This is a genomic window from Microbispora sp. NPDC004025, from assembly GCF_053604425.1.
Map to the genome: position 1 here is coordinate 273,454 of NZ_JBSGHN010000006.1, position 16,905 is coordinate 290,358.

Here is a 16,905-nt window from a genome sequence, read left to right on the forward strand (position 1 = left end):
GAGGCGGGTGGCATGAGCGCGCTGCTCGTCGAGGGAGTCGAGCGGATCGCCGTGCTGAGGGCCAACGCGCTGGGCGACCTGCTGCTGGCCCTGCCCGCCATCGGGGCGCTCAGGCGGGCGTACCCGGCCGCGAAGATCACCCTGCTCGGCCGTGAATGGCACGCGCGGTTCCTGCGGGGCCGCCCGGGCCCGGTGGACGAGGTGGTGGCGCTGCCGCCCATCTCCGGCGTCTCCTCCGCCCCGCCGGACGGGACCGACGCCCCCGAGGAGCTGTACGAGGACCTGCGTGAGCGCAGGTTCGACCTGGCCGTCCAGATGCACGGCGGCGGGCGCAACTCCAATCCGTTCATCCGCAGCCTCGGAGCGCGGGTGACGGCCGGCCTGCGCACGCCCGACGCCGCGCCGCTCGACCGCTGGGTGCCGTACGTCCACTACCAGCACGAGACCCTGCGCTATCTGGAGGTGGCCGGGCTGCTCGGCGCCGCCACCAGCGAGATCGAGCCGAGGATCGCGGTCGTCAGGGAGGACTGGGCCGAGCTGAACCGCACGCTCGGCAAGGTGCCCCGGGGCCTGGTGGCGATCCACCCGGGCGCGGGGGACCGGCGCAGGAGATGGCCGCCGGAGCGCTTCGCGGAGGTCGCCGACCGCCTGGGACGGCCGGTGGTGGTGACCGGCGTCGAGGAGGAGCGGGAGGTCGTGGAGAAGGTCGTCGCGCAGATGCAGACCCCGGCGAGGGCCGTCGTCGGAGAGCTGTCCCTCGGCGGGCTCACCGCGCTGTACGCCGCCTGCGACCTGCTCGTGTCCAACGACACCGGGCCGCGCCACCTGGCGGCGGCGACGGGCACGCCCACCGTGGGCATCTACTGGTGCGGCAACATGATCAACTGGGGTCCGCTGAGCAGGGGTCACCAGCGGCCGCTGATCTCCTGGACGTCGGGCTGCCCGGTCTGCGGGCTCCCGGCCGGCACGGAGGGCATGCGGGAGTGCGGCCACCGCGACGTCTCGTGGGTGGGCGACGTGAGCGTGGACGACGTGCTCGAACAGGCGTGGGATCTGCTGCGATGAGCGCCGTGGCCGAGAAGTCCGGCGCGGGGAGGTCCGCGGCGGACAAGGCCGCGGCCGGCAAGTGCGCGGCGGAGAAGGCGAAGGTCTTCGAGACACCGCCCGTCGAGCTGCGGCCGAGCGACCCGAGCGAGCCGGGCATCCGGCGCCGCCGCCGCGGGCGCGGGTTCAGCTACACCTGGGCCTCCGGCCGGCCCGTGAAGGACCGGGCGGCCCTGCACCGGATCAAATGCCTCGCGATCCCCCCGGCGTGGACCGACGTGTGGATCTGCGCGCATCCGAACGGTCACCTCCAGGCCGTGGGCACCGACGCCGCCGGCCGGCGGCAGTACCGCTACCACGACGAGTGGCGCAGGCAGCAGGACGAGGCCAAGTTCGACCACGTGCTGGAGATCGCCGAGCGGCTCCCCGCCTTCCGCGAGCGGATCGCTCGCGACCTGCGCGGGGACGGCCTGGGCCGCGAGCGCGTGCTGGCCACCGCCGCGCGCATGCTCGACATCGGCTTCTTCCGCGTCGGCGGGGAGGAGTACACCGACTCCTACGGCCTGGCCACCCTGAAGACGTCGCACGTGAAGTGCGGGGACGGCAAGGTCGTGTGCCGCTACCTGGCCAAGGGCCGCAAGGAGCGGGAGCAGGTGCTGGCCGACGCCGACGTGTGCGCGGTGCTCACCGCGCTGTCGAAGGGCCGCCGGGGCGAGCTGCTGCGCTACCGCACCGAGGAGGGCTGGGTGGACGTGCGCAGCGCCGACATCAACGCCTACCTCAAGGACGCTTTCGGCACCGACGTCTCGGCCAAGGACTTCCGCACCTGGCACGCCACGGTCCTGGCCGCGGTCGGGCTCGCCGTCTCCCGCCCCGTACGCAGCGGCGCGGGACGCAAGCGGGCGGTCTCCAGGGTCATGAAGGAGGTGTCGGAGTACCTCGGCAACACGCCGTCGGTGTGCCGCGCCTCCTACGTGGACCCCCGCATCGTCACGCTGTACGAGAAGGGGCGGACGATCCCCCTCGAACGGCTGGGCGAGGAGACCGGCGAGGGCCGGCTCGCCACCCACGGGCCGGTCGAGGAGGCCGTCATCGAACTCCTGCGCCGAGCGCCCGCACGGCGGCGCTGACCACCTGCGCGGCCGGGACCACCGCGCCCAGGTGGTCGGAGGCGTCCGCCTCGTGCAGGATCGGGTGGCGTCCGTCCGCCGTGGACACGAGCACCGAGGGCGTCCGATAGGCCCCGGCGAGCCGGGTCATCGCGACGTCGCCGCTGATGACCAGCCGGGCCCCGGCGACCAGCGCGCACAGCTCCCGCAGCGAGGTGCGGCCCGCGAGCACGATCTGCGGCGGCAGCACCGCCCGGGTCGCCACGAGCAGGGCCATCGGCCGTTCCCGCACGCTGCCGGTGATCACGACGGGCAGGCCCTCGTCCGTCAGCACCCGGGCCACCTCGGCGAACCGGTCTGCGGGCCAGCGCAGCGAGGTGCCGCCGGCGCCGGGGTGGATCACGACGGCGCCCGGGGCGGGACTCGCGGTCAGGGGAGTGGGCAGCGCCATGTCCTCCGGGTCGGCCGGCACGCCGTGCCACTGGAGCAGCCGGCACCACCGCAGCACCTCGTGCTCGCCGGGGTCCCACCACGGCCCCCTGATCCAGGGGACGTCCGGGTTCGCGTACGCCCACAGGCGCCTCGTCCCGACAGCGAGGAGGACGCGGTGACTACGCGGCCCGCGGTCGTGCAGGTTGACGGCGAGGTCCGGCAGGAGCGGCGGGTGAGCGGCGTCCTCCTCGCCGGGCCCGGGCCACGACAGCGGCGCGAGCCCGTACGCGGGCAGGATCCGGTCCACCGCGCCGGTGAGCGCGGCGAGCTCGCTCAGCTCCGGCGGGCAGGCGAGGACGACGCGCAGCCCGTGGCGGCGCAGTGCGCGCAGCGCGGGCACCACGGTGAGAAGGCCCCCGATGCCGTCGGAACGCAGCACGAGGGCCGTCGACGTCACCGGCTCACCTTGGGGGTCGGCAGGATCAAGAAGCGCTCCTTTCCAGCTCCCGGGCGGACAGCACCCGGTCGTAGGCGGCCAGGGTCTCGGTGGCGATTCGGCTCCAGGCGTACCTCGCGCGGGCCCGGTCGGCGCCCGCGATGCCGTACGCCGTGCGCCGCACCCGGTCGTCGAGCAGCTTGCGCAGCGCCCGGGCCAGCACGGCGGGCCGGCGGGGCGGCACGAGGAGACCGGTCACGTTGTTGACCACGGTCTCCTTCTGGCCGCCGACGGCCGAGGCGACGACGGGGACGCCGCAGGCCATCGCCTCGAGCGCCACCATTCCGAACGGCTCGTACCACGGCACGGAGACGACGGCGGTGGCCGAGCGCATCAGCGCGGGCAGCGTGTCGCGCTCGACCCGGCCGAGGAAACGGACCCGATCGGAGACGCCCGCCTGGGCCGCGAGCCAGCGCAGCCGGGTGACCTCCGGGTCGTGGTGCAGCTCGGCGGCCGGGGGACCGCCCGCGACGACCAGCTCGGCGTCCCGCAGGTACTGCAGTGCCCTGATGGTCGTCTCCAGGCCCTTGCGCGGCACGAGACGGCCGACCGACAGCAGACGCGGGCGCTCCGGCCGCTCCAGCGGCTCGACGTGCGGGTGGAAGGCGGCGACGTCCACTCCGCAGGGGACCACCCGGGTCGCGCGGCGCGGCACCCGCATGCGGATCAGCTCGTCGATCTCGTCCGTGCAGGTCGCGATGACGCCGTCGACGCGCCGTCCGATCTCGGCCTCGGCCTCGACGCGCTCGCGCGGGCTGGTGTCGGCCGGGCCCTGGTGCCGCCGCTTGACGCTGCCGAGCGCGTGGTAGGTGTGGACGACCGGGATCCGCAGCTTCTCCGCCGCGGCGAGCGCGGCCAGCCCGCTCATCCAGAAGTGGCTGTGCACGACGTCCGGCCGGTCGAACAGCCACCGGTCGTGCAGCCACTTCCCGAAGTGGGGGATCCAGGGAAGGATCTCGTCCTTGGGGATCTCGGCGGCGGGACCGGCGGGGACGTGGACGACCTCCACCCCGGGGCCGAAGGCGACGGTTTCCGGCAGGTCCTCGCGGTCCTTGCGGGTGTAGACGGTGACCTCGTGCCCGGCCCGGGCGAGCTCCCGGGCGAGGGCGGCGACGTGCACGTTCTGACCGCCGGCGTCGACACCGCCGAGGGTGGCGAGCGGGCTGGCGTGCTCCGAGACCATGGCGATCTTCACTGGGGGTTCCTCCATGAGCGGCAGTGGCGAATACCCGGCTCGGGGGTCAGGGAGTCCAGGTGAGCAGGTCCGGCGACCGGGGCGGCGGCAGGTCGCCGTGCGCGGGAACCGGCGGCGCGGACGCGGCGGTGACGGTTCCCCGGGGCGGGACGGCGCGCGACGACGGCGGCGCACGCATGGCGGGCCGTGGCGGGCGGACGGCGGAGGGCGGGCGCGTGGCCCGCGGGGACGGTGGCGCGTGGCCGGTGGGGGATGCCGTAAACGGCCCGTACGGAGGGGGCCGCGAGGTGGGGGGCCGCGACGTGGGGGGCCGTGTGGTGGGGACGGCCGGAGGAGGCGGTGCCTGTGGAAGAGGTGCGGTGAGAGGTGCCTCCGGTGCCCGCGGTGCTTCGGCCGGGGCGGGGTGAAAACCGGTCACACGTTCCCAAGACGCTCCTCCGTCACGGCATGCTCACGCCAAGGAGGTACCTGCGTCTTAGGCACCAGGAATACCAACAACCATATCCACACTAGCGCCTGTCAAACCCCTGGTTTCGCCCGGCAAGGGCCGGGCAGCGCTAGCGATACAGAACCGAGGGGGACACGAGGGGAAGAGATGGAGACGCCGCATTATGTCGCGGCCCGCGTCCAGCGGGCTCTCGCGGAGGACGATCGGACCACCGAGCTGGGCATTCGGGTGGATGTGCGAGGAGAAGAGGTCTATCTGCGCGGGCAGGTCTCCTGTGACGAGCGGCGCCACCAGATCGAGAACGTCGCCCGGGAAGCGGCTCCGGGCCTGCGGGTGCACAACGAGATCACCTTGGTGGAGGTGCGGGAGCCGGGAGAGGAGGAGCATCTGTGAGGGAGTTGCGGATCGCCGCCGTCGCGGACATCCATCTGGGCGAGGATCTGCGCGGTCACTATCGCAAGAAAATCGAGGGCATCGAGCGCCGCGCGGACGTGCTGCTGGTAGGAGGCGATCTGACCAGGCACGGCACGATCCCCGAGGGCCGGGTGGTCGCCGAGGAGCTGAGCAACCTGCCCATCCCCGTCGTCGCCGTGCTCGGCAACCACGACTACCACTCCGACTGCAACCAGGAGATCATCGACCTCCTCCGCGACGCCGGCATCACCGTCCTCGACGACGAGGGCACGGTCATCCCCATCGACGGCGTACGGCTCGGAGTCGCCGGAGGCAAGGGATTCGGCGGCGGTTTCGCCGGGAAATGCGCGAGCGAGTTCGGCGAGCCGGAGACGAAGGCGTTCGTCCGGCACACCAAGGAGATCGCCGAGCGGTGGCGGCGCGCGCTCAAGGAGCTCGACGCCGACCACAAGATCGTGCTCAGCCATTACTCGCCGGTCAAGGACACGCTGATGGGCGAGCCGCCGGAAATCTATCCGTTCCTCGGCAGTTACATGCTGGCCGAGGCGGCCGACGCCGAGGGCGCGGATCTCTTCATTCACGGCCACGCGCACGCCGGCACGGAAAAGGGCGTGACTCCCGGAGGCATCCGGGTGCGTAATGTCGCCCTTCCGGTCATCAAGCACGCGTACACCGTCTACTGCCTGAACGGCGACCATTGCTGAGCGTTCAGTCGTGAGACGGCGGCCGGCCCTTGTGGCCGGCCGCCGTCTCGGTGTACGCGAGCAGGGTGGGTGAGGTGCGACTAGGGATTGAAGATACTGACGCCACCGGGGCCGACGAGGAATCCGATGACGATGAGGACGATCCCCCAGAGGATGTCCCGACGGGCCAGGATCACGTAGATCCCGGCGATTACCAGTACCACGGCGATGATCCAAAGCAGAGTAGCCATGGCCCTCCACTGCCCGTACAAAGGGCCACGTAACATCATTCAGGCCTGGGGCCGATCGAATTTGCCTTAGCAGCGCTCATTGTTACGTTTGCTTGACAATAATCGGGCATGTGGTGATACATGACCACTTTCGGCTATTTCCTGTCCAGCGAGGAACATGATCCGAAGGAGCTGGTCCGCCAGGCGAAACTCGCCGAGGAGGCCGGCTTCGAGGCGTTGTGGATCTCGGACCACTATCACCCGTGGCTGGACGAGCAGGGCGAGAGCTCGTTCGTGTGGTCCGTCATCGGGGCTGTCTCGCAGGCCACGTCGCTACCGGTGACCACCGCCGTCACCTGTCCCATCATCCGCGTCCACCCGGCGATCATCGCCCAGGCCGCGGCCACCGCCCAGATCCTTCTGGACGGCAGGTTCCGGCTCGGGGTCGGCACCGGAGAGGCGCTGAACGAGCACATCCTGGGCGACCAGTGGCCCCCGGCCGAGGAGCGCCAGCGCATGCTGGAGGAGGCCCTCGACGTCATCAGGGAGCTGTGGACCGGTGAGCTGGTGACGTACCGCGGCGAGTTCTACGAGGTGGACACGGCCCGGCTGTACTCGCTGCCGGACCAGCCCCCGCCGATCTACATCTCGGGCTTCGGGCCCAAGGCCGTCGAGCTCGCGGGCCGGCTCGGCGACGGCTACATCCACACCGCGCCCGCCGCCGACATGGTGGAGGCGTTCCACAAGGCGGGCGGCGAGGGCAAACCCTGCGCGGCCGGGCTGAAGGTGTGCTGGTCGGAGGACGAGGCCGAGGCGCGCAGGACCGTCCACCGGCTCTGGCCCAACCAGGGGATCCCGGGCGAAGCCGCACAGCTCCTGCCGCTGCCACGCCACTTCGAGCAGCTCGCGCAGCTCGTCACGGAGGAGGCCGCGACCCAGTCCACGCCCTGCGGACCCTCTCCCGAGGCGCACCTGAACGCGATCCGCGAGTACGTGGACGCCGGCTTCGACGAGGTCTACGTCAACCAGATCGGCCCGGACCAGGACGGGTTCTTCGAGTTCTACGCGACGCGGATCCTGCCGCGCCTGCGGGAAGCGAGCTGATCGCGCGAGAGCGCGACCGCGGTGCACGCGGTCGCGCTCTCATGGTGGTTCTTCAGCCGTCGTTCCTGACCAGGCGCAGCGACAGGAGCGGCTGGATGAACCAGAGCCAGCCGGACAGCAGCGCCACACCCGCACCGATCAGCGCCGTCGGCCACATACCGGTCAGCGCGTCCATGACCAGGGCGGTGGAGCAGGCCATGGCGACGGCCAGGGCGAGTCCGCCGACCACGCCGAGCCGGTTCGCCCGGTGCAGCAGCAGCTCCTTGAGTCCAGACCGGAACAGGATCCGGTGCTGCGTCGCCGGAGCGATCAGGCAGATCGAGGCGATCGCCGCGGCCACGACCGCGGTGTAGAACAGCCAGTTCCCGGTCGCGTCGATCTTCTCGAACCCGGCGGAGAACGGAAGCGTCAGCAGGAACGCGAACAGCACCTGCACGCCCGTCGCGGCCACCCGCAGACCCTGCAGCAGCTCGCCCAGCTCGCGGTCGACGCGCTCCTTCGGGTGCTCGTCGGTGTTCTCCAACGGCTCCAGCACCTCACTCATGCCGCCTCCCCGCGCGGCGGCTGGGAGTCACGTCGTGCGGTGTCGGTCCGCTCGCTCATTCGGCCGCCTTCATCAGGCGCGCGTACGCGAGCTGGAGCCAGTCGGACATGGCCACGGCCGTCATGGTGGCCCCGGCCAGCCGGGTCACCCGGGGGAAGAACACCGTGCCCGCCGCGTAGGCCGTGGCGATCCACTGGGACAGACAGAACGGGCAGGTCAGCAGCTCGCCCACGGCATGCTGCAGTCCGTGGCCGCGGACCTGCTCCCTGAGCTCCGCCGGGCCGGAGACCCCTTCGTAGCGGGTGAAGGGGGCGCGAATGGGACTGGTGACCGGGTCCTTCGCGAGCGTCCGCGAGAGCCGGTGTGTGAACAGCCCCATGAGCATGAGGTCCATCACCTTGATCTTCTCCGGGCCCTTGTGGCCCGTCAGTTTCGCCGCGGCCAGCAGCGCCCCTACGGCCCCGCCGTACACCGCGAGAACCCGTACGTACGAGGCGAGCGGACGGCTCTCCTCGCCCTCGTACTCGCGCTTGATCTCCTGGAGGGTCTCGGTCATGAGCGCGCCCTACCCGGGATTGTTTGCGGCGAACATGGCTGGGCAAGCGACGTGAGTGGGTAGTCACAGTCACGAAGTCACCGACGCGATTCTTGAAACGCTCAAGCGCGCCGGGGCCGGTCTCAAGGAGGCCGGGGTGCGCTTCGCCCTGGCCGGAGGCTGCGCCGGCTACGCGAGGGGCGCCGCGCCATCACTGCACGACGTCGACTTCGCCTTGGTCGAGGAAGACGTCCCGCTCGCGCTGAAAACCCTGGAGAGCCTGGGTTTCCGGACCGCGAAACCACCGGAGGACTGGCTGGTCAAGGCGTTCGACGAGGAAGGCGTGCTCGTCGACCTGATCTTCTCACTCGCCGACAGGCCGGTGACCGAGGCGATGATCGCTCGAGCCGAGCCGATCAACACCGCGGCGCTGAGCCTGCCCGTCCTCGAAGCCACCGATCTTGTGATCTCCTGGATACTGCCGTTGTCCGAGCACGCCTGCGACTACGGTTCGCTGCTGCCGATGGTCCGTGCCATGCGGGAGCAGGTCGACTGGGACCGGGTCGCCTCGGTCGCCGCGCCGTCGCCGTACGCCTCGACGTTCGTCACGCTCCTGGAGCGGCTGCACATCATCGCCCCTACGACACCCAGGCCCGACAGCACCTGGCCCTGAAAGGCCCGCTCCGGCCGCCGTCCCGGTCCATGCGGAGGAGGGGCCGGGAGGGATCTCCGGGAAGAGGAGAAGGGGGCCGCGCCGCGGTGGCGGCGCGGCCCCCTTTCCGCCGTCACATGGACGAAGTGCGGGGGAAACGCCCGTAGTACTCCCCGACGCGGTCCCGGTAGCCCGGCTCGCTCATCGCCGTCTCGTTGAACTCGGGCGCGTTCTTGATCTCCTGTTTGGTGCGGCTGACGAAGACCTTGCGATCCTGGAAGTCGATCCTCGTCACCACACTCGCGGGGAGCATTACCTTCTTGCCGAAGATCCACGGGCCCGTGTCCACGACGATGTAGCTCTGGCCCGCCTCATAGGTGGCCTCGTCCACGGAGCCGATCTTCCCGTCCACGGCCTGCACGTCGTATCCGGCGATGTCCATCTGCTGTCCCGTGCCGCTCACGGTGTCGGAATACGACCAGAGATCCGGTGTCATGGTGCTCACTCCCTTCGTCGTCACTCTCCGTACCCGAACGGGAGAAGGGGAACATCCCGGACACGTAAGGGCAGGACATCATCTGGTCGCCCGCCATCCGCCGCGATCGGTCGCGCCGTGGCGCGGAACACCTCCGGATGCCGCTACTCTTATGGGGCGGGCGCCGCTAGCTCAGTTGGTTAGAGCAGCTGACTCTTAATCAGCGGGTCCGGGGTTCGAGTCCCTGGCGGCGCACCACAAGAAGGCCCAGGTCGGCACAGCCGGCCTGGGCCTTCCGCGTGCGGGGCCCCGGACTTCGTCTCGTGCCGCCGGCTCGCCGCCGGAGCTTCCCGACCGCGCGGCCACCCGCCACCGTCACCCGGTGCCGGGGAATCCGTTGTCGCAGTCCTGGCAGCGCCGGACGGCGAACGTCTCCAGGTTTCCCTCCTGTGCTCGCAGGGGAGTGTCGGGGCCGATGCCGAGCCACGAGCCCGGTCGAGGATCACGTACCCGTCCCCAGTCGCGTTCCATGGTCTCCGGGCTGGCCGTGTGGCCGCATCCTCCGGGCAGGTGGGCGAATCGACTGGGGGAGATCAGGATCTCGAAGGGGACGAGCGCCTTCGGCGAGACTCCCCGGCAGGAGCAGCCCATACCCACGGGCAGCTCGCAGCGTTCGCAACGGACGTCCTTCATGGGGACAGTATCGAGCGGTGAACGGCGATCCGCTGGGCATCGCGCCGGCCGGTTCGCGGCGGCGCGGTGTCAGCGGGAGGTTTCGTACCAGTGGTAGGGGATCGACCAGTCCCAGTGCTCGGTCTCCTCCTCCTGCTCGCGCGCGAGGGGGGCCGCGTCGGGGGCCCAGGTCAGCGTGCAGGCGACGCCGAACTGGGCGGCCCAGTACCGTCCGAGCCGTACGAACCCCTGGCCGAGAGCGGAGAGCATCCGCTGCACCAGCGACAACACCATCGGGCACCACTCCTCGCACGATCAGGCTCGGCACCAATGTGGCCCAGATCACCATGTATCTGGAAATAAAGATTTAATCTGGCCGAATCGTCCATGTAAATGCCCAGAGGGGTACGTGATGCACTCATGCATCCGGTCGTCCGCGTGACCTTCCGGAGGCAGGATGTCGGGCATGGCACCCTTCGAGATCGGTGAGACCGCCCTGGTGGTGGAGGTTCCCTCGGCCGAGCCCCTGGTCCGGGGCCTGCGGGAACGCTACGGCTTCTCCCCGGCGTACGGCATGCCCGCGCACGTCAGCGTCCTGTATCCGTTCCTGCCGCGTCAGCGCCTCGACGACGATGTGCTCGCCGGCCTGCGGGGCCTGTTCGCGGCGCGGCGGCCGTTCGAGGTCGCGTTCGCGAAGGCCGGCCGCTCCCGGGGCGTGCTCCACCTCGCCGCGGAGCCGGACGGCCCGGTGCGCGAGCTCACCGAGGCGGTGGCGGGCCGCTGGCCGGAGGCCGTGCCGCACGGGGACGGGCTCGCGGCGCCGCACTTCGCACTCGCGGAGGGACTGCCCGGCGACGCGGGTCAGGCGGCCGGGCCTCCCGTGACGACGTACGTCGGCGGTGTGACGCTGCGGCTCTTCGACGGCGAGAGCTGGCGAGCGGAGGCGTTCTTCCCGCTGGGCGAGCCGCCGGTGGCCGAGTTCGCCTTTCCCGGGCCGCTGCGCGAGCGTCTGGTCGCGGCGATCCTGAGCGGGGACAAGACGGCCACCGCGGGCCTGCTGGCGGATTACGAGCACTGCGGCGACCCCCTCCCGGTGGCCGGCCGGTGGACCGCTCTGATCGACTCCGCCGGGCGGCGCGTGGCGCTCCTGGAGACGACCCAGGTGCGCGTGCTGCCGATCCGCGAGGTCGACGAGGCGTTCGCCCGCGACGAGGGCGAGGGGTACGACACCGTCGCCCAGTGGAGGGCCTCCCACGAGCGCTTCTGGACCGGCCCGGAGATGTCCGCCGTCCTCGGCGGACCACCGGTGATCGACGACGACACGCTGATCGTGGCCGAACGCTTCCGGCTGCTCGGGCCCCTGTGACGCCTGTGGATAACGTCACGGAGCCGGTGGCCGGGCCTGACAGAATCGCTCGCACGACCCGGCCGGGCGGCCGTCGAGGGCCGCCGGAGGGCGCCGATCGGGGGAGGGCGAGCGGATGATCGGGGCGAACCGGCGGCGTGGAGCCGGAGAGCGGGAAGACACGCGACGGCGGAGCCTCGGGCCGCCGGGCGAGGCCGCGTGGAGCTTCCCCTGGTCGTCGCAGTCCTCCGGGCGGGCGGCGGAGGAACTGGTGGCCGAGCTGCTGTCGGCAGCGCTGGAGGCGGCGCGCCGCCGCGACGAGACCGAGTTCCGGCGATGCGTGCGGGTCCTCGCACAGGGCCAGGGGCTGCGCGCACTCGTGGACCGCGCCCTGCTGGAGGCGCTGAACCGGCACGTGACACTCGCCTGGGAGCGCGGCTGGCAGCCCGCCGACGTCGTCCGGCTGGTGGGGCGGCGGCTCGAGGCCCGGCACGTCCGCCTCGTGACCGACGCCGTCGCGGCCGAGATGCGGGCCTACGCCGCCGCGACGGTGGACGAGCGCTGGCTGGACCAGCTCGCGGCCCTCGGCGCGACGGTGTGGTGGAGCCGTGACGAGGAGTGTCTCCGCGAGGACGGCGACCGGATCGGGATGGTCGCCTGCGCGCTGCGGGTGATCCGCCTGCTGGCCACGCTGCCGCCGCTGGAACGGCTGTGCCCGGTGCCGGGAACGGCCCGCCGTACGCACGGCTCCCGTGGCGGCGCCGTGGACGAGCGGATGCTCGCCCGGGTGCGGGCACTGCTTGCCAAAGCCGAGTCGACCGAGTTCGAGGCGGAGGCCGAGACGTTCACCGCGGCGGCCCAGTCGCTGATGGCCCGGCACAGCATCGACGCCGCGCTGCTGGCCGCCCGGACGGCCGGCCGGGGCGGAGCCGGGCGGCCGGAGGGACGCCGGCTGGGCGTCGACGCGCCCTACGAGGGCCCGAAGGCGATGCTGCTGGACGTCATCGCCTCCGCCAACCACTGCCGCTCGGTGTGGAGCCGGCATTTCGGGTTCGCCACCGTGCTCGGGTTCCCCGCGGACCTGGCCGCGGTGGAGGTGCTGTTCACCTCCCTGCTGGTGCAGGCCACGACGGCGATGAGGCTCGCGGGGTCCCGCCGTGACGGTCTCGGCCGTTCCCGCACGCGGTCGTTCCGGCAGTCGTTCCTCGCGGCGTACGCCCAGCGCATCGGCGAGCGGCTGCGGGAGGCGGCGGGACAGGCGATGCGGGAGGCCGCCGCCGACACCGGGCGCGACCTGCTGCCGGTGCTGGCGGCTCGGGAGGCCGAGGTCGAGGCGAGGGTCGAGGAGCTCTTCCCGACACTGACCATGGTCGGCGCGGGCGCGATCAGCAACCGGGAGGGCTGGATCTCCGGCCGGGCCGCCGCCGACCGCGCCGTCCTCGACCCACGCGCCAAGGTCACCCGGGGAGGCGCTTGATCCGAGCCCACGACGACCGGCCGCGGCAGGCGTCCGAGCGGCGCCGGCCGACGCCGACGGCACGAGCCGCCGTACGTCCGGCTTCAGGCGTCGAGCAACTCGTGCGGCCCCCAGCCGTCGGCGTCCTCCACCACCCGCAGGGCCAGCTTCGCGCGGCCGGCCATGTCGAGCGGAGCGACGCCCGAGACCGCGTGACCGTGCGCGAGCCGATCCAGGGCGGCGCCCACGAGCGGCCCGGCCGTCCGCACGGTCGAGGGCAGCGCGATCGACCGCGTCGAACCTCCGTGCAGCACGATGTTGCGCTGGCGGTACAGGCGCCGGAAGCAACCGCGCAGATAGCGCTCCACGCGGCCGAGGGTCACCGACGGTGCGGCGACCAGCTCGCGCATCCGGCCGAGCGCGGCCGTGGTCACGGGGTCGTCCACGCGCACGACCGGCTCCGCGCTCAGCCACCGGACCATCCGCCTGGCGCGTTCGCGGTTGTTGCCGCCGATCAGGTCGAGGTCGCGGCACAGGCGAGGGTCCTCCTCGCGGATCCGCGCGTCGTAACTGAGGGCGGTCAGTTCGGCGCGTGGCCAGCCCGCCGCCACCAGCGCGGCGGCCCGGTCCGCCGCCACCGCCCGCCCCTCCTCGCGGTCGGCTTCGTCGGTGTCGCAGAGAAGCAGCGATTCGACGGCGGCCCAGGCTCCCGCCACGGCCGTGCTCGGCGAGCTCTCCGTGAGCGGCGCGGCGAGTTCGAGCGCGTCGTCGATGCGCAGCCCGTGCGCACCGGCGTCGGGCAGGTCGTAGAGCACGCCGACGCGTTCCAGCGACAGCACGGTCACCGCCGGGTCGCCCCGCCGGAAGTCCTGCGGTTCGGCCAGCCCCGAGATGAACACTTTGGGGTAGACGTCGAGCGCCGTCTGCCCACGCCGGTAACGCACCCTGTTGCGGACCCGGTCGAACGACTCGGCCACCTGCTGCACCGCCGAGACGTGGTCGCGAGCCCGTACGCGGAACAGCAGGCCTCCGCTGGCGCGGACACCCGTCACCTGGGGAAACTCCGTCAACAGCCGCTGGCGCACCTCCTCCTGCGACAGCCAGTGCGAGGACTTCAGCGCGACCTGCGGCGCGGGCACCTTGTCCTGGAGGACGATCACTCCCTCGTAGCCGAGATCGCCACGTGATTCCAGTTCGATGAGGAGATCGATCAGGTCGACCGGGTCGGCCGATCCGGCCAGCCGTGTCTTGATCTCACGCCGGAGGAAATCCTGATGAAAACCCTCGTCCAGTAGATGAGCGGCGACGCACCGGGCGGAACGTTCCACATGAACGCGGCCGGAGGTAAGAAGATCACGCCAGCGACGAAGATAGCCGTCGGCCACGAGGTCCGACAGGAGCGCCAGGGCGCGCTGACTGCGGGCGCCCGGCTTGATCGGTCTGACGCAGATCTGGTGCAGGTGCCGGCGGATCGGCCCGTCCCCCAGGGCGCTGTCGGTCCTGAGCCTGGGAAGCAGCGACTCCCGGGCGTACCACGCGAGGGAGGCCTGCGAGAGGACGTGGCGTCCGACCCAGTCGGCCGCCTCCACCGCCTCACGCAGGGCGAGGACCGTGCCCACGTCCCACAGGCGTCGCTGCCAGGGACGCCACGATTCCAGCAACTCCTGGATCCGGGCGGTGACCAGGGCACCGGTTTCAGGTCTGCTGCTGACGGCTCCCATCGGCGAGGTACCCCTTCGGCTGAGTGACTGCGGCGTTACTGGTTGCGCACAGCCCTCCGGGGAAAGTACTCTCAAGAGGAACTTAGGCAGGGGAGTCGCCCGGAAGGGCCGCTCCCCATCGCCTTTTCTGGGGGGTGTGCGGCACCCAGTGTGGCCGATCAGAGACCTCCCGATCACTGTTTTCGCACATCTCGACCACTGTGAGTGACTGTCTTCCGGGTCAGCCGGAGGAGTCGTCGAAGTGGAGTTCCGAGGTGATCCGGTAGCGGTCGCCGCGGTAGATGGACCTCGTGAACTCCACGACCCGGCCACCGGCCTCGCGGGCCGTGCGCTCGATGAGCAGAGCGGGGGCGTGCTGGGGGACGCCGAGCAGTTCGGCCTCGGTCTCGTCGGTGACGGTCGGCTCGATGCTCTGGGTGGCGCGGCGGACGTCGACGCCGAACCTCGTGCGCAGGAACCGGTAGAACGACCCGGACACCATGTCCTCGGGCCGCAGGGACTCGACCAGGCGGTGCGGCAGGTGGATGCGCTCGATCGCCATCGGCTCGTCGTCCACCAGGCGCAGCCGTACGACGCGCAGGACCGGGTCGGCGGGCGAGACCTGCAGGCGGTGCGCCAGCCGTGCGGTGGCCGGGGCCGAGTCGAACTCGAGGATTCGGCTGAGCCAGTTCCCCTCGGCGGCGGGGGCGTGGAAGGAGTCGTCGCCGGCCGCGAGGGGCTGGGTGACCTTCCTGCGGCCGGTGAACGTCCCCCGCCCGTGCTCCCGCACGAGCATGCCCTGCCGTACGAGCCCGTCGATCGCCGCGCGGAGGGTCGGGCGGGAGACGCCGAGCTCCCGGGACAGGTCGCGTTCAGAGGGGATGGCGGTGCCGGGCTCCTTGTCGGCGATCAGGTCGAGCAGGACGTCTCTGACCCGGTCGCGCTTGAGGCCCGCTGGAAGTCTCTGCACGCCCCAGACCTTACCAGTAGTTGACCACTCATCCCCATCTCGGCCTGGAGATAGCCCGAAATATCGCCTCTTGACAGTCCGACTGGTTAAGACCACTCTCCTCTCAATGGTTTACCAATAACTGACCACTGGGAGGACCGATGAGGTTACGCCTCCTCGCCGCGGCGGCCGCGTTCAGCCTCGCGCTCGCCGGTTGCGGCTCGGCGTCCGAGCCCGGGACATCCGGACAGACCGGTACGACCACGCTGACCGTGTGGTTCATGCGCGACAGCCTGTCGGACGCGATCGTGAAGCGGTTCACGGACGACTTCCAGCGGTCGCATCCCGGAATCACCCTGAACGTCCAGATCCAGGAGTGGGACGGCATCGGGCAGAAGGTCACCAGCGCACTGGCCAGCAAGGACGCCCCCGACGTCATCGAGGTCGGCAACACCCAGGTCGCCGAGTACGCCGCCAGCGGCGGAGTCAGGGACCTCACCGGCAAGGTCGCCGACCTCGGCGGCGCCGACTGGCTGCCCGGCCTGGCCGAGCCGGGGAAGATCGGCGGCAGGCAGTACGGCATCCCCTGGTACGCCGCCAACCGAGTGGTCGTCTACAACAAGGACCTGTTCGCCAAGGCCGGTGTCACCTCCCCGCCGAAGACCCGCGACGAGTGGATCGACGTCACCACCAGGCTGAACAAGGGCGGCGTGCAGGGCATCTACCTGCCGGGCCAGAACTGGTACACCCTCGCGGGGTTCGTCTGGGACGAGGGCGGCGACCTCGCCGTCGAAGAGGGCGGTCAGTGGAAGGGGACGCTCGACACGCCGCAGGCGCTAGCCGGGCTGGCCTTCTACAAGCGTCTCCAGGCGCTCGGCAAGGGACCCAGGGACTCCGACGAGGCCAGGCCGCCGCAGGCCGACGTGTTCGGCAAGGGCGACGTCGCGCAGATCATCTCCGCGCCCGGCGGCGCGGTCGCGATCGAGAAGGCCAACCCGGACCTCAAGGGCAGGCTCGGCTTCTTCCCGATCCCCGGCAAGACGGCGGACAAGCCGGGCGCCGTCTTCACCGGAGGGTCCGATCTGATCATCCCTGAGGCGTCCGCGCACCCCGATGAGGCGTACGAGGTGGTCAAGGCCCTGGCGGGGGAGAAGTTCCAGCTCGACATGGCCAAGGAGATGAGCTATGTGCCCAACCGCACCTCGTACGCCGGGGTCCTGAGCGGCGACGAGGCCACCGCGGCGATGGCGGCGGGGGCCGCGGCCGGGCATGCCACGCCCAACTCGCCCAACTGGGCGGCCGTGGAGGCCAGGAACGTCATCAAGGAGTACATGACCAAGGTGCTCACCGGAGGGGACGCGGCCACCGCGGCGAAGGAGGCCTCCGGCGTGATCACCACGATCCTCAACACCAGGTCCTGAC

Annotated in this window: 19 protein-coding genes and 1 tRNA gene; 10 read left to right on the top strand and 10 right to left on the bottom strand. The window is 71.3% G+C overall.

All coding sequences use genetic code 11. The annotated features are described in order from the left end of the window. Positions 1-12 precede the first annotated feature (12 nt). Both ACWEQG_RS18650 and ACWEQG_RS18655 read left to right on the top strand, forming a co-directional pair. A complete protein-coding gene (locus ACWEQG_RS18650) occupies positions 13-1,065 on the top strand; it encodes a glycosyltransferase family 9 protein (protein WP_363462508.1) in 1,053 nt (350 codons plus the stop codon). Next, entirely contained in the window at positions 1,062-2,174 is a 1,113-nt protein-coding gene (locus ACWEQG_RS18655; RefSeq protein WP_452286143.1) for a DNA topoisomerase IB, read from the top strand. The genes ACWEQG_RS18650 and ACWEQG_RS18655 overlap by 4 nt, the downstream gene beginning before the upstream one ends. On the opposite strand, the gene ACWEQG_RS18660 is transcribed toward ACWEQG_RS18655, so the two are convergent. Then, complete coding sequence (locus tag ACWEQG_RS18660) at positions 2,134-3,042, bottom strand: glycosyltransferase family 9 protein (RefSeq protein WP_452286145.1); 909 nt, start codon at positions 3,040-3,042, stop codon at positions 2,134-2,136. The genes ACWEQG_RS18655 and ACWEQG_RS18660 overlap by 41 nt on opposite strands. Before the next feature lie 25 nt (positions 3,043-3,067). Continuing rightward, the gene (locus tag ACWEQG_RS18665; RefSeq protein WP_452286147.1) at positions 3,068-4,291 is read right to left on the bottom strand and encodes a glycosyltransferase; all 1,224 of its coding nucleotides are present in this window, start codon (positions 4,289-4,291) and stop codon (positions 3,068-3,070) included. Between the two features lie 580 nt (positions 4,292-4,871). Here ACWEQG_RS18665 and ACWEQG_RS18670 point away from each other — a divergent pair. Then, positions 4,872-5,117: a BON domain-containing protein gene (locus tag ACWEQG_RS18670; RefSeq protein ID WP_030505965.1), complete on the top strand. Its 246-nt coding sequence runs from the start codon at positions 4,872-4,874 to the stop codon at positions 5,115-5,117. Continuing rightward, positions 5,114-5,842 carry a metallophosphoesterase family protein gene (locus ACWEQG_RS18675; protein ID WP_452286149.1) on the top strand — a complete coding sequence of 243 codons (729 nt, stop codon included), beginning with the start codon at positions 5,114-5,116 and terminating at the stop codon, positions 5,840-5,842. The genes ACWEQG_RS18670 and ACWEQG_RS18675 overlap by 4 nt, the downstream gene beginning before the upstream one ends. Positions 5,843-5,922: 80 nt before the next feature. On the opposite strand, the gene ACWEQG_RS18680 is transcribed toward ACWEQG_RS18675, so the two are convergent. Beyond that, positions 5,923-6,072: a GPGG-motif small membrane protein gene (locus ACWEQG_RS18680; RefSeq protein ID WP_169947694.1), complete on the bottom strand. Its 150-nt coding sequence runs from the start codon at positions 6,070-6,072 to the stop codon at positions 5,923-5,925. Between the two features lie 120 nt (positions 6,073-6,192). Between ACWEQG_RS18680 and ACWEQG_RS18685 the strand changes: the two genes are divergently transcribed. Next, entirely contained in the window at positions 6,193-7,155 is a 963-nt protein-coding gene (locus tag ACWEQG_RS18685) for an LLM class F420-dependent oxidoreductase (RefSeq protein ID WP_452286151.1), read from the top strand. A 52-nt stretch (positions 7,156-7,207) separates the two neighbouring features. Here ACWEQG_RS18685 and ACWEQG_RS18690 read toward each other — a convergent pair whose 3' ends face one another. Beyond that, positions 7,208-7,699: a DUF6328 family protein gene (locus ACWEQG_RS18690; protein ID WP_452286153.1), complete on the bottom strand. Its 492-nt coding sequence runs from the start codon at positions 7,697-7,699 to the stop codon at positions 7,208-7,210. Between the two features lie 55 nt (positions 7,700-7,754). After that, positions 7,755-8,255 (bottom strand): DUF1360 domain-containing protein, encoded by a 501-nt coding sequence (locus tag ACWEQG_RS18695; protein ID WP_452286155.1) that lies wholly within the window; start codon positions 8,253-8,255, stop codon positions 7,755-7,757. 55 nt (positions 8,256-8,310) lie between these two features. Between ACWEQG_RS18695 and ACWEQG_RS18700 the strand changes: the two genes are divergently transcribed. Then, the gene (locus ACWEQG_RS18700) at positions 8,311-8,907 is read left to right on the top strand and encodes a nucleotidyltransferase family protein (protein ID WP_346224690.1); all 597 of its coding nucleotides are present in this window, start codon (positions 8,311-8,313) and stop codon (positions 8,905-8,907) included. A 112-nt stretch (positions 8,908-9,019) separates the two neighbouring features. On the opposite strand, the gene ACWEQG_RS18705 is transcribed toward ACWEQG_RS18700, so the two are convergent. Next, the gene (locus ACWEQG_RS18705) at positions 9,020-9,382 is read right to left on the bottom strand and encodes a PRC-barrel domain containing protein (RefSeq protein WP_169987722.1); all 363 of its coding nucleotides are present in this window, start codon (positions 9,380-9,382) and stop codon (positions 9,020-9,022) included. Between the two features lie 160 nt (positions 9,383-9,542). Between ACWEQG_RS18705 and ACWEQG_RS18710 the strand changes: the two genes are divergently transcribed. Then, a tRNA-Lys gene (locus ACWEQG_RS18710) sits at positions 9,543-9,619 on the top strand. A gap of 117 nt (positions 9,620-9,736) precedes the next feature. On the opposite strand, the gene ACWEQG_RS18715 is transcribed toward ACWEQG_RS18710, so the two are convergent. Together ACWEQG_RS18715 and ACWEQG_RS18720 are read right to left on the bottom strand one after the other, a co-directional pair. Beyond that, the gene (locus tag ACWEQG_RS18715; RefSeq protein WP_452286157.1) at positions 9,737-10,054 is read right to left on the bottom strand and encodes a hypothetical protein; all 318 of its coding nucleotides are present in this window, start codon (positions 10,052-10,054) and stop codon (positions 9,737-9,739) included. A gap of 69 nt (positions 10,055-10,123) precedes the next feature. After that, on the bottom strand, positions 10,124-10,327 hold the full coding sequence (locus tag ACWEQG_RS18720; RefSeq protein WP_363462974.1) for a hypothetical protein: 204 nt from the start codon (positions 10,325-10,327) through the stop codon (positions 10,124-10,126). Positions 10,328-10,499: 172 nt separating this feature from the next. On the opposite strand from ACWEQG_RS18720, the gene ACWEQG_RS18725 reads away from it, so the two are divergent. After that, on the top strand, positions 10,500-11,399 hold the full coding sequence (locus ACWEQG_RS18725) for an ASCH domain-containing protein (RefSeq protein ID WP_452286159.1): 900 nt from the start codon (positions 10,500-10,502) through the stop codon (positions 11,397-11,399). Positions 11,400-11,514: 115 nt separating this feature from the next. Continuing rightward, positions 11,515-12,855, top strand: coding sequence for a DUF2786 domain-containing protein (locus ACWEQG_RS18730; RefSeq protein ID WP_452286161.1), 1,341 nt, complete (start codon positions 11,515-11,517; stop codon positions 12,853-12,855). Positions 12,856-12,938: 83 nt separating this feature from the next. On the opposite strand, the gene ACWEQG_RS18735 is transcribed toward ACWEQG_RS18730, so the two are convergent. Together ACWEQG_RS18735 and ACWEQG_RS18740 are read right to left on the bottom strand one after the other, a co-directional pair. Then, on the bottom strand, positions 12,939-14,555 hold the full coding sequence (locus ACWEQG_RS18735; protein ID WP_452286163.1) for a hypothetical protein: 1,617 nt from the start codon (positions 14,553-14,555) through the stop codon (positions 12,939-12,941). A 220-nt stretch (positions 14,556-14,775) separates the two neighbouring features. Next, the gene (locus tag ACWEQG_RS18740) at positions 14,776-15,504 is read right to left on the bottom strand and encodes a GntR family transcriptional regulator (protein ID WP_363462978.1); all 729 of its coding nucleotides are present in this window, start codon (positions 15,502-15,504) and stop codon (positions 14,776-14,778) included. A 140-nt stretch (positions 15,505-15,644) separates the two neighbouring features. Here ACWEQG_RS18740 and ACWEQG_RS18745 point away from each other — a divergent pair, with 140 nt between their 5' ends. Next, complete coding sequence (locus tag ACWEQG_RS18745) at positions 15,645-16,904, top strand: extracellular solute-binding protein (protein ID WP_452286165.1); 1,260 nt, start codon at positions 15,645-15,647, stop codon at positions 16,902-16,904. The last annotated feature ends 1 nt before the right edge of the window (position 16,905 follow it).

Coding starts and splice junctions, on each gene's coding strand:
- ACWEQG_RS18730 (WP_452286161.1), top strand. CDS start 11,515: ATGATCGGGGCGAACCGGCGGCGTGGAGCCGGAGAGCGGGAAGACACG.
- ACWEQG_RS18735 (WP_452286163.1), bottom strand. CDS start 14,555: ATGGGAGCCGTCAGCAGCAGACCTGAAACCGGTGCCCTGGTCACCGCC.
- ACWEQG_RS18745 (WP_452286165.1), top strand. CDS start 15,645: ATGAGGTTACGCCTCCTCGCCGCGGCGGCCGCGTTCAGCCTCGCGCTC.
- ACWEQG_RS18695 (WP_452286155.1), bottom strand. CDS start 8,255: ATGACCGAGACCCTCCAGGAGATCAAGCGCGAGTACGAGGGCGAGGAG.
- ACWEQG_RS18650 (WP_363462508.1), top strand. CDS start 13: ATGAGCGCGCTGCTCGTCGAGGGAGTCGAGCGGATCGCCGTGCTGAGG.
- ACWEQG_RS18655 (WP_452286143.1), top strand. CDS start 1,062: ATGAGCGCCGTGGCCGAGAAGTCCGGCGCGGGGAGGTCCGCGGCGGAC.
- ACWEQG_RS18685 (WP_452286151.1), top strand. CDS start 6,193: ATGACCACTTTCGGCTATTTCCTGTCCAGCGAGGAACATGATCCGAAG.
- ACWEQG_RS18720 (WP_363462974.1), bottom strand. CDS start 10,327: ATGGTGTTGTCGCTGGTGCAGCGGATGCTCTCCGCTCTCGGCCAGGGG.
- ACWEQG_RS18670 (WP_030505965.1), top strand. CDS start 4,872: ATGGAGACGCCGCATTATGTCGCGGCCCGCGTCCAGCGGGCTCTCGCG.
- ACWEQG_RS18690 (WP_452286153.1), bottom strand. CDS start 7,699: ATGAGTGAGGTGCTGGAGCCGTTGGAGAACACCGACGAGCACCCGAAG.
- ACWEQG_RS18705 (WP_169987722.1), bottom strand. CDS start 9,382: ATGACACCGGATCTCTGGTCGTATTCCGACACCGTGAGCGGCACGGGA.
- ACWEQG_RS18715 (WP_452286157.1), bottom strand. CDS start 10,054: ATGAAGGACGTCCGTTGCGAACGCTGCGAGCTGCCCGTGGGTATGGGC.
- ACWEQG_RS18665 (WP_452286147.1), bottom strand. CDS start 4,291: ATGGAGGAACCCCCAGTGAAGATCGCCATGGTCTCGGAGCACGCCAGC.
- ACWEQG_RS18680 (WP_169947694.1), bottom strand. CDS start 6,072: ATGGCTACTCTGCTTTGGATCATCGCCGTGGTACTGGTAATCGCCGGG.
- ACWEQG_RS18725 (WP_452286159.1), top strand. CDS start 10,500: ATGGCACCCTTCGAGATCGGTGAGACCGCCCTGGTGGTGGAGGTTCCC.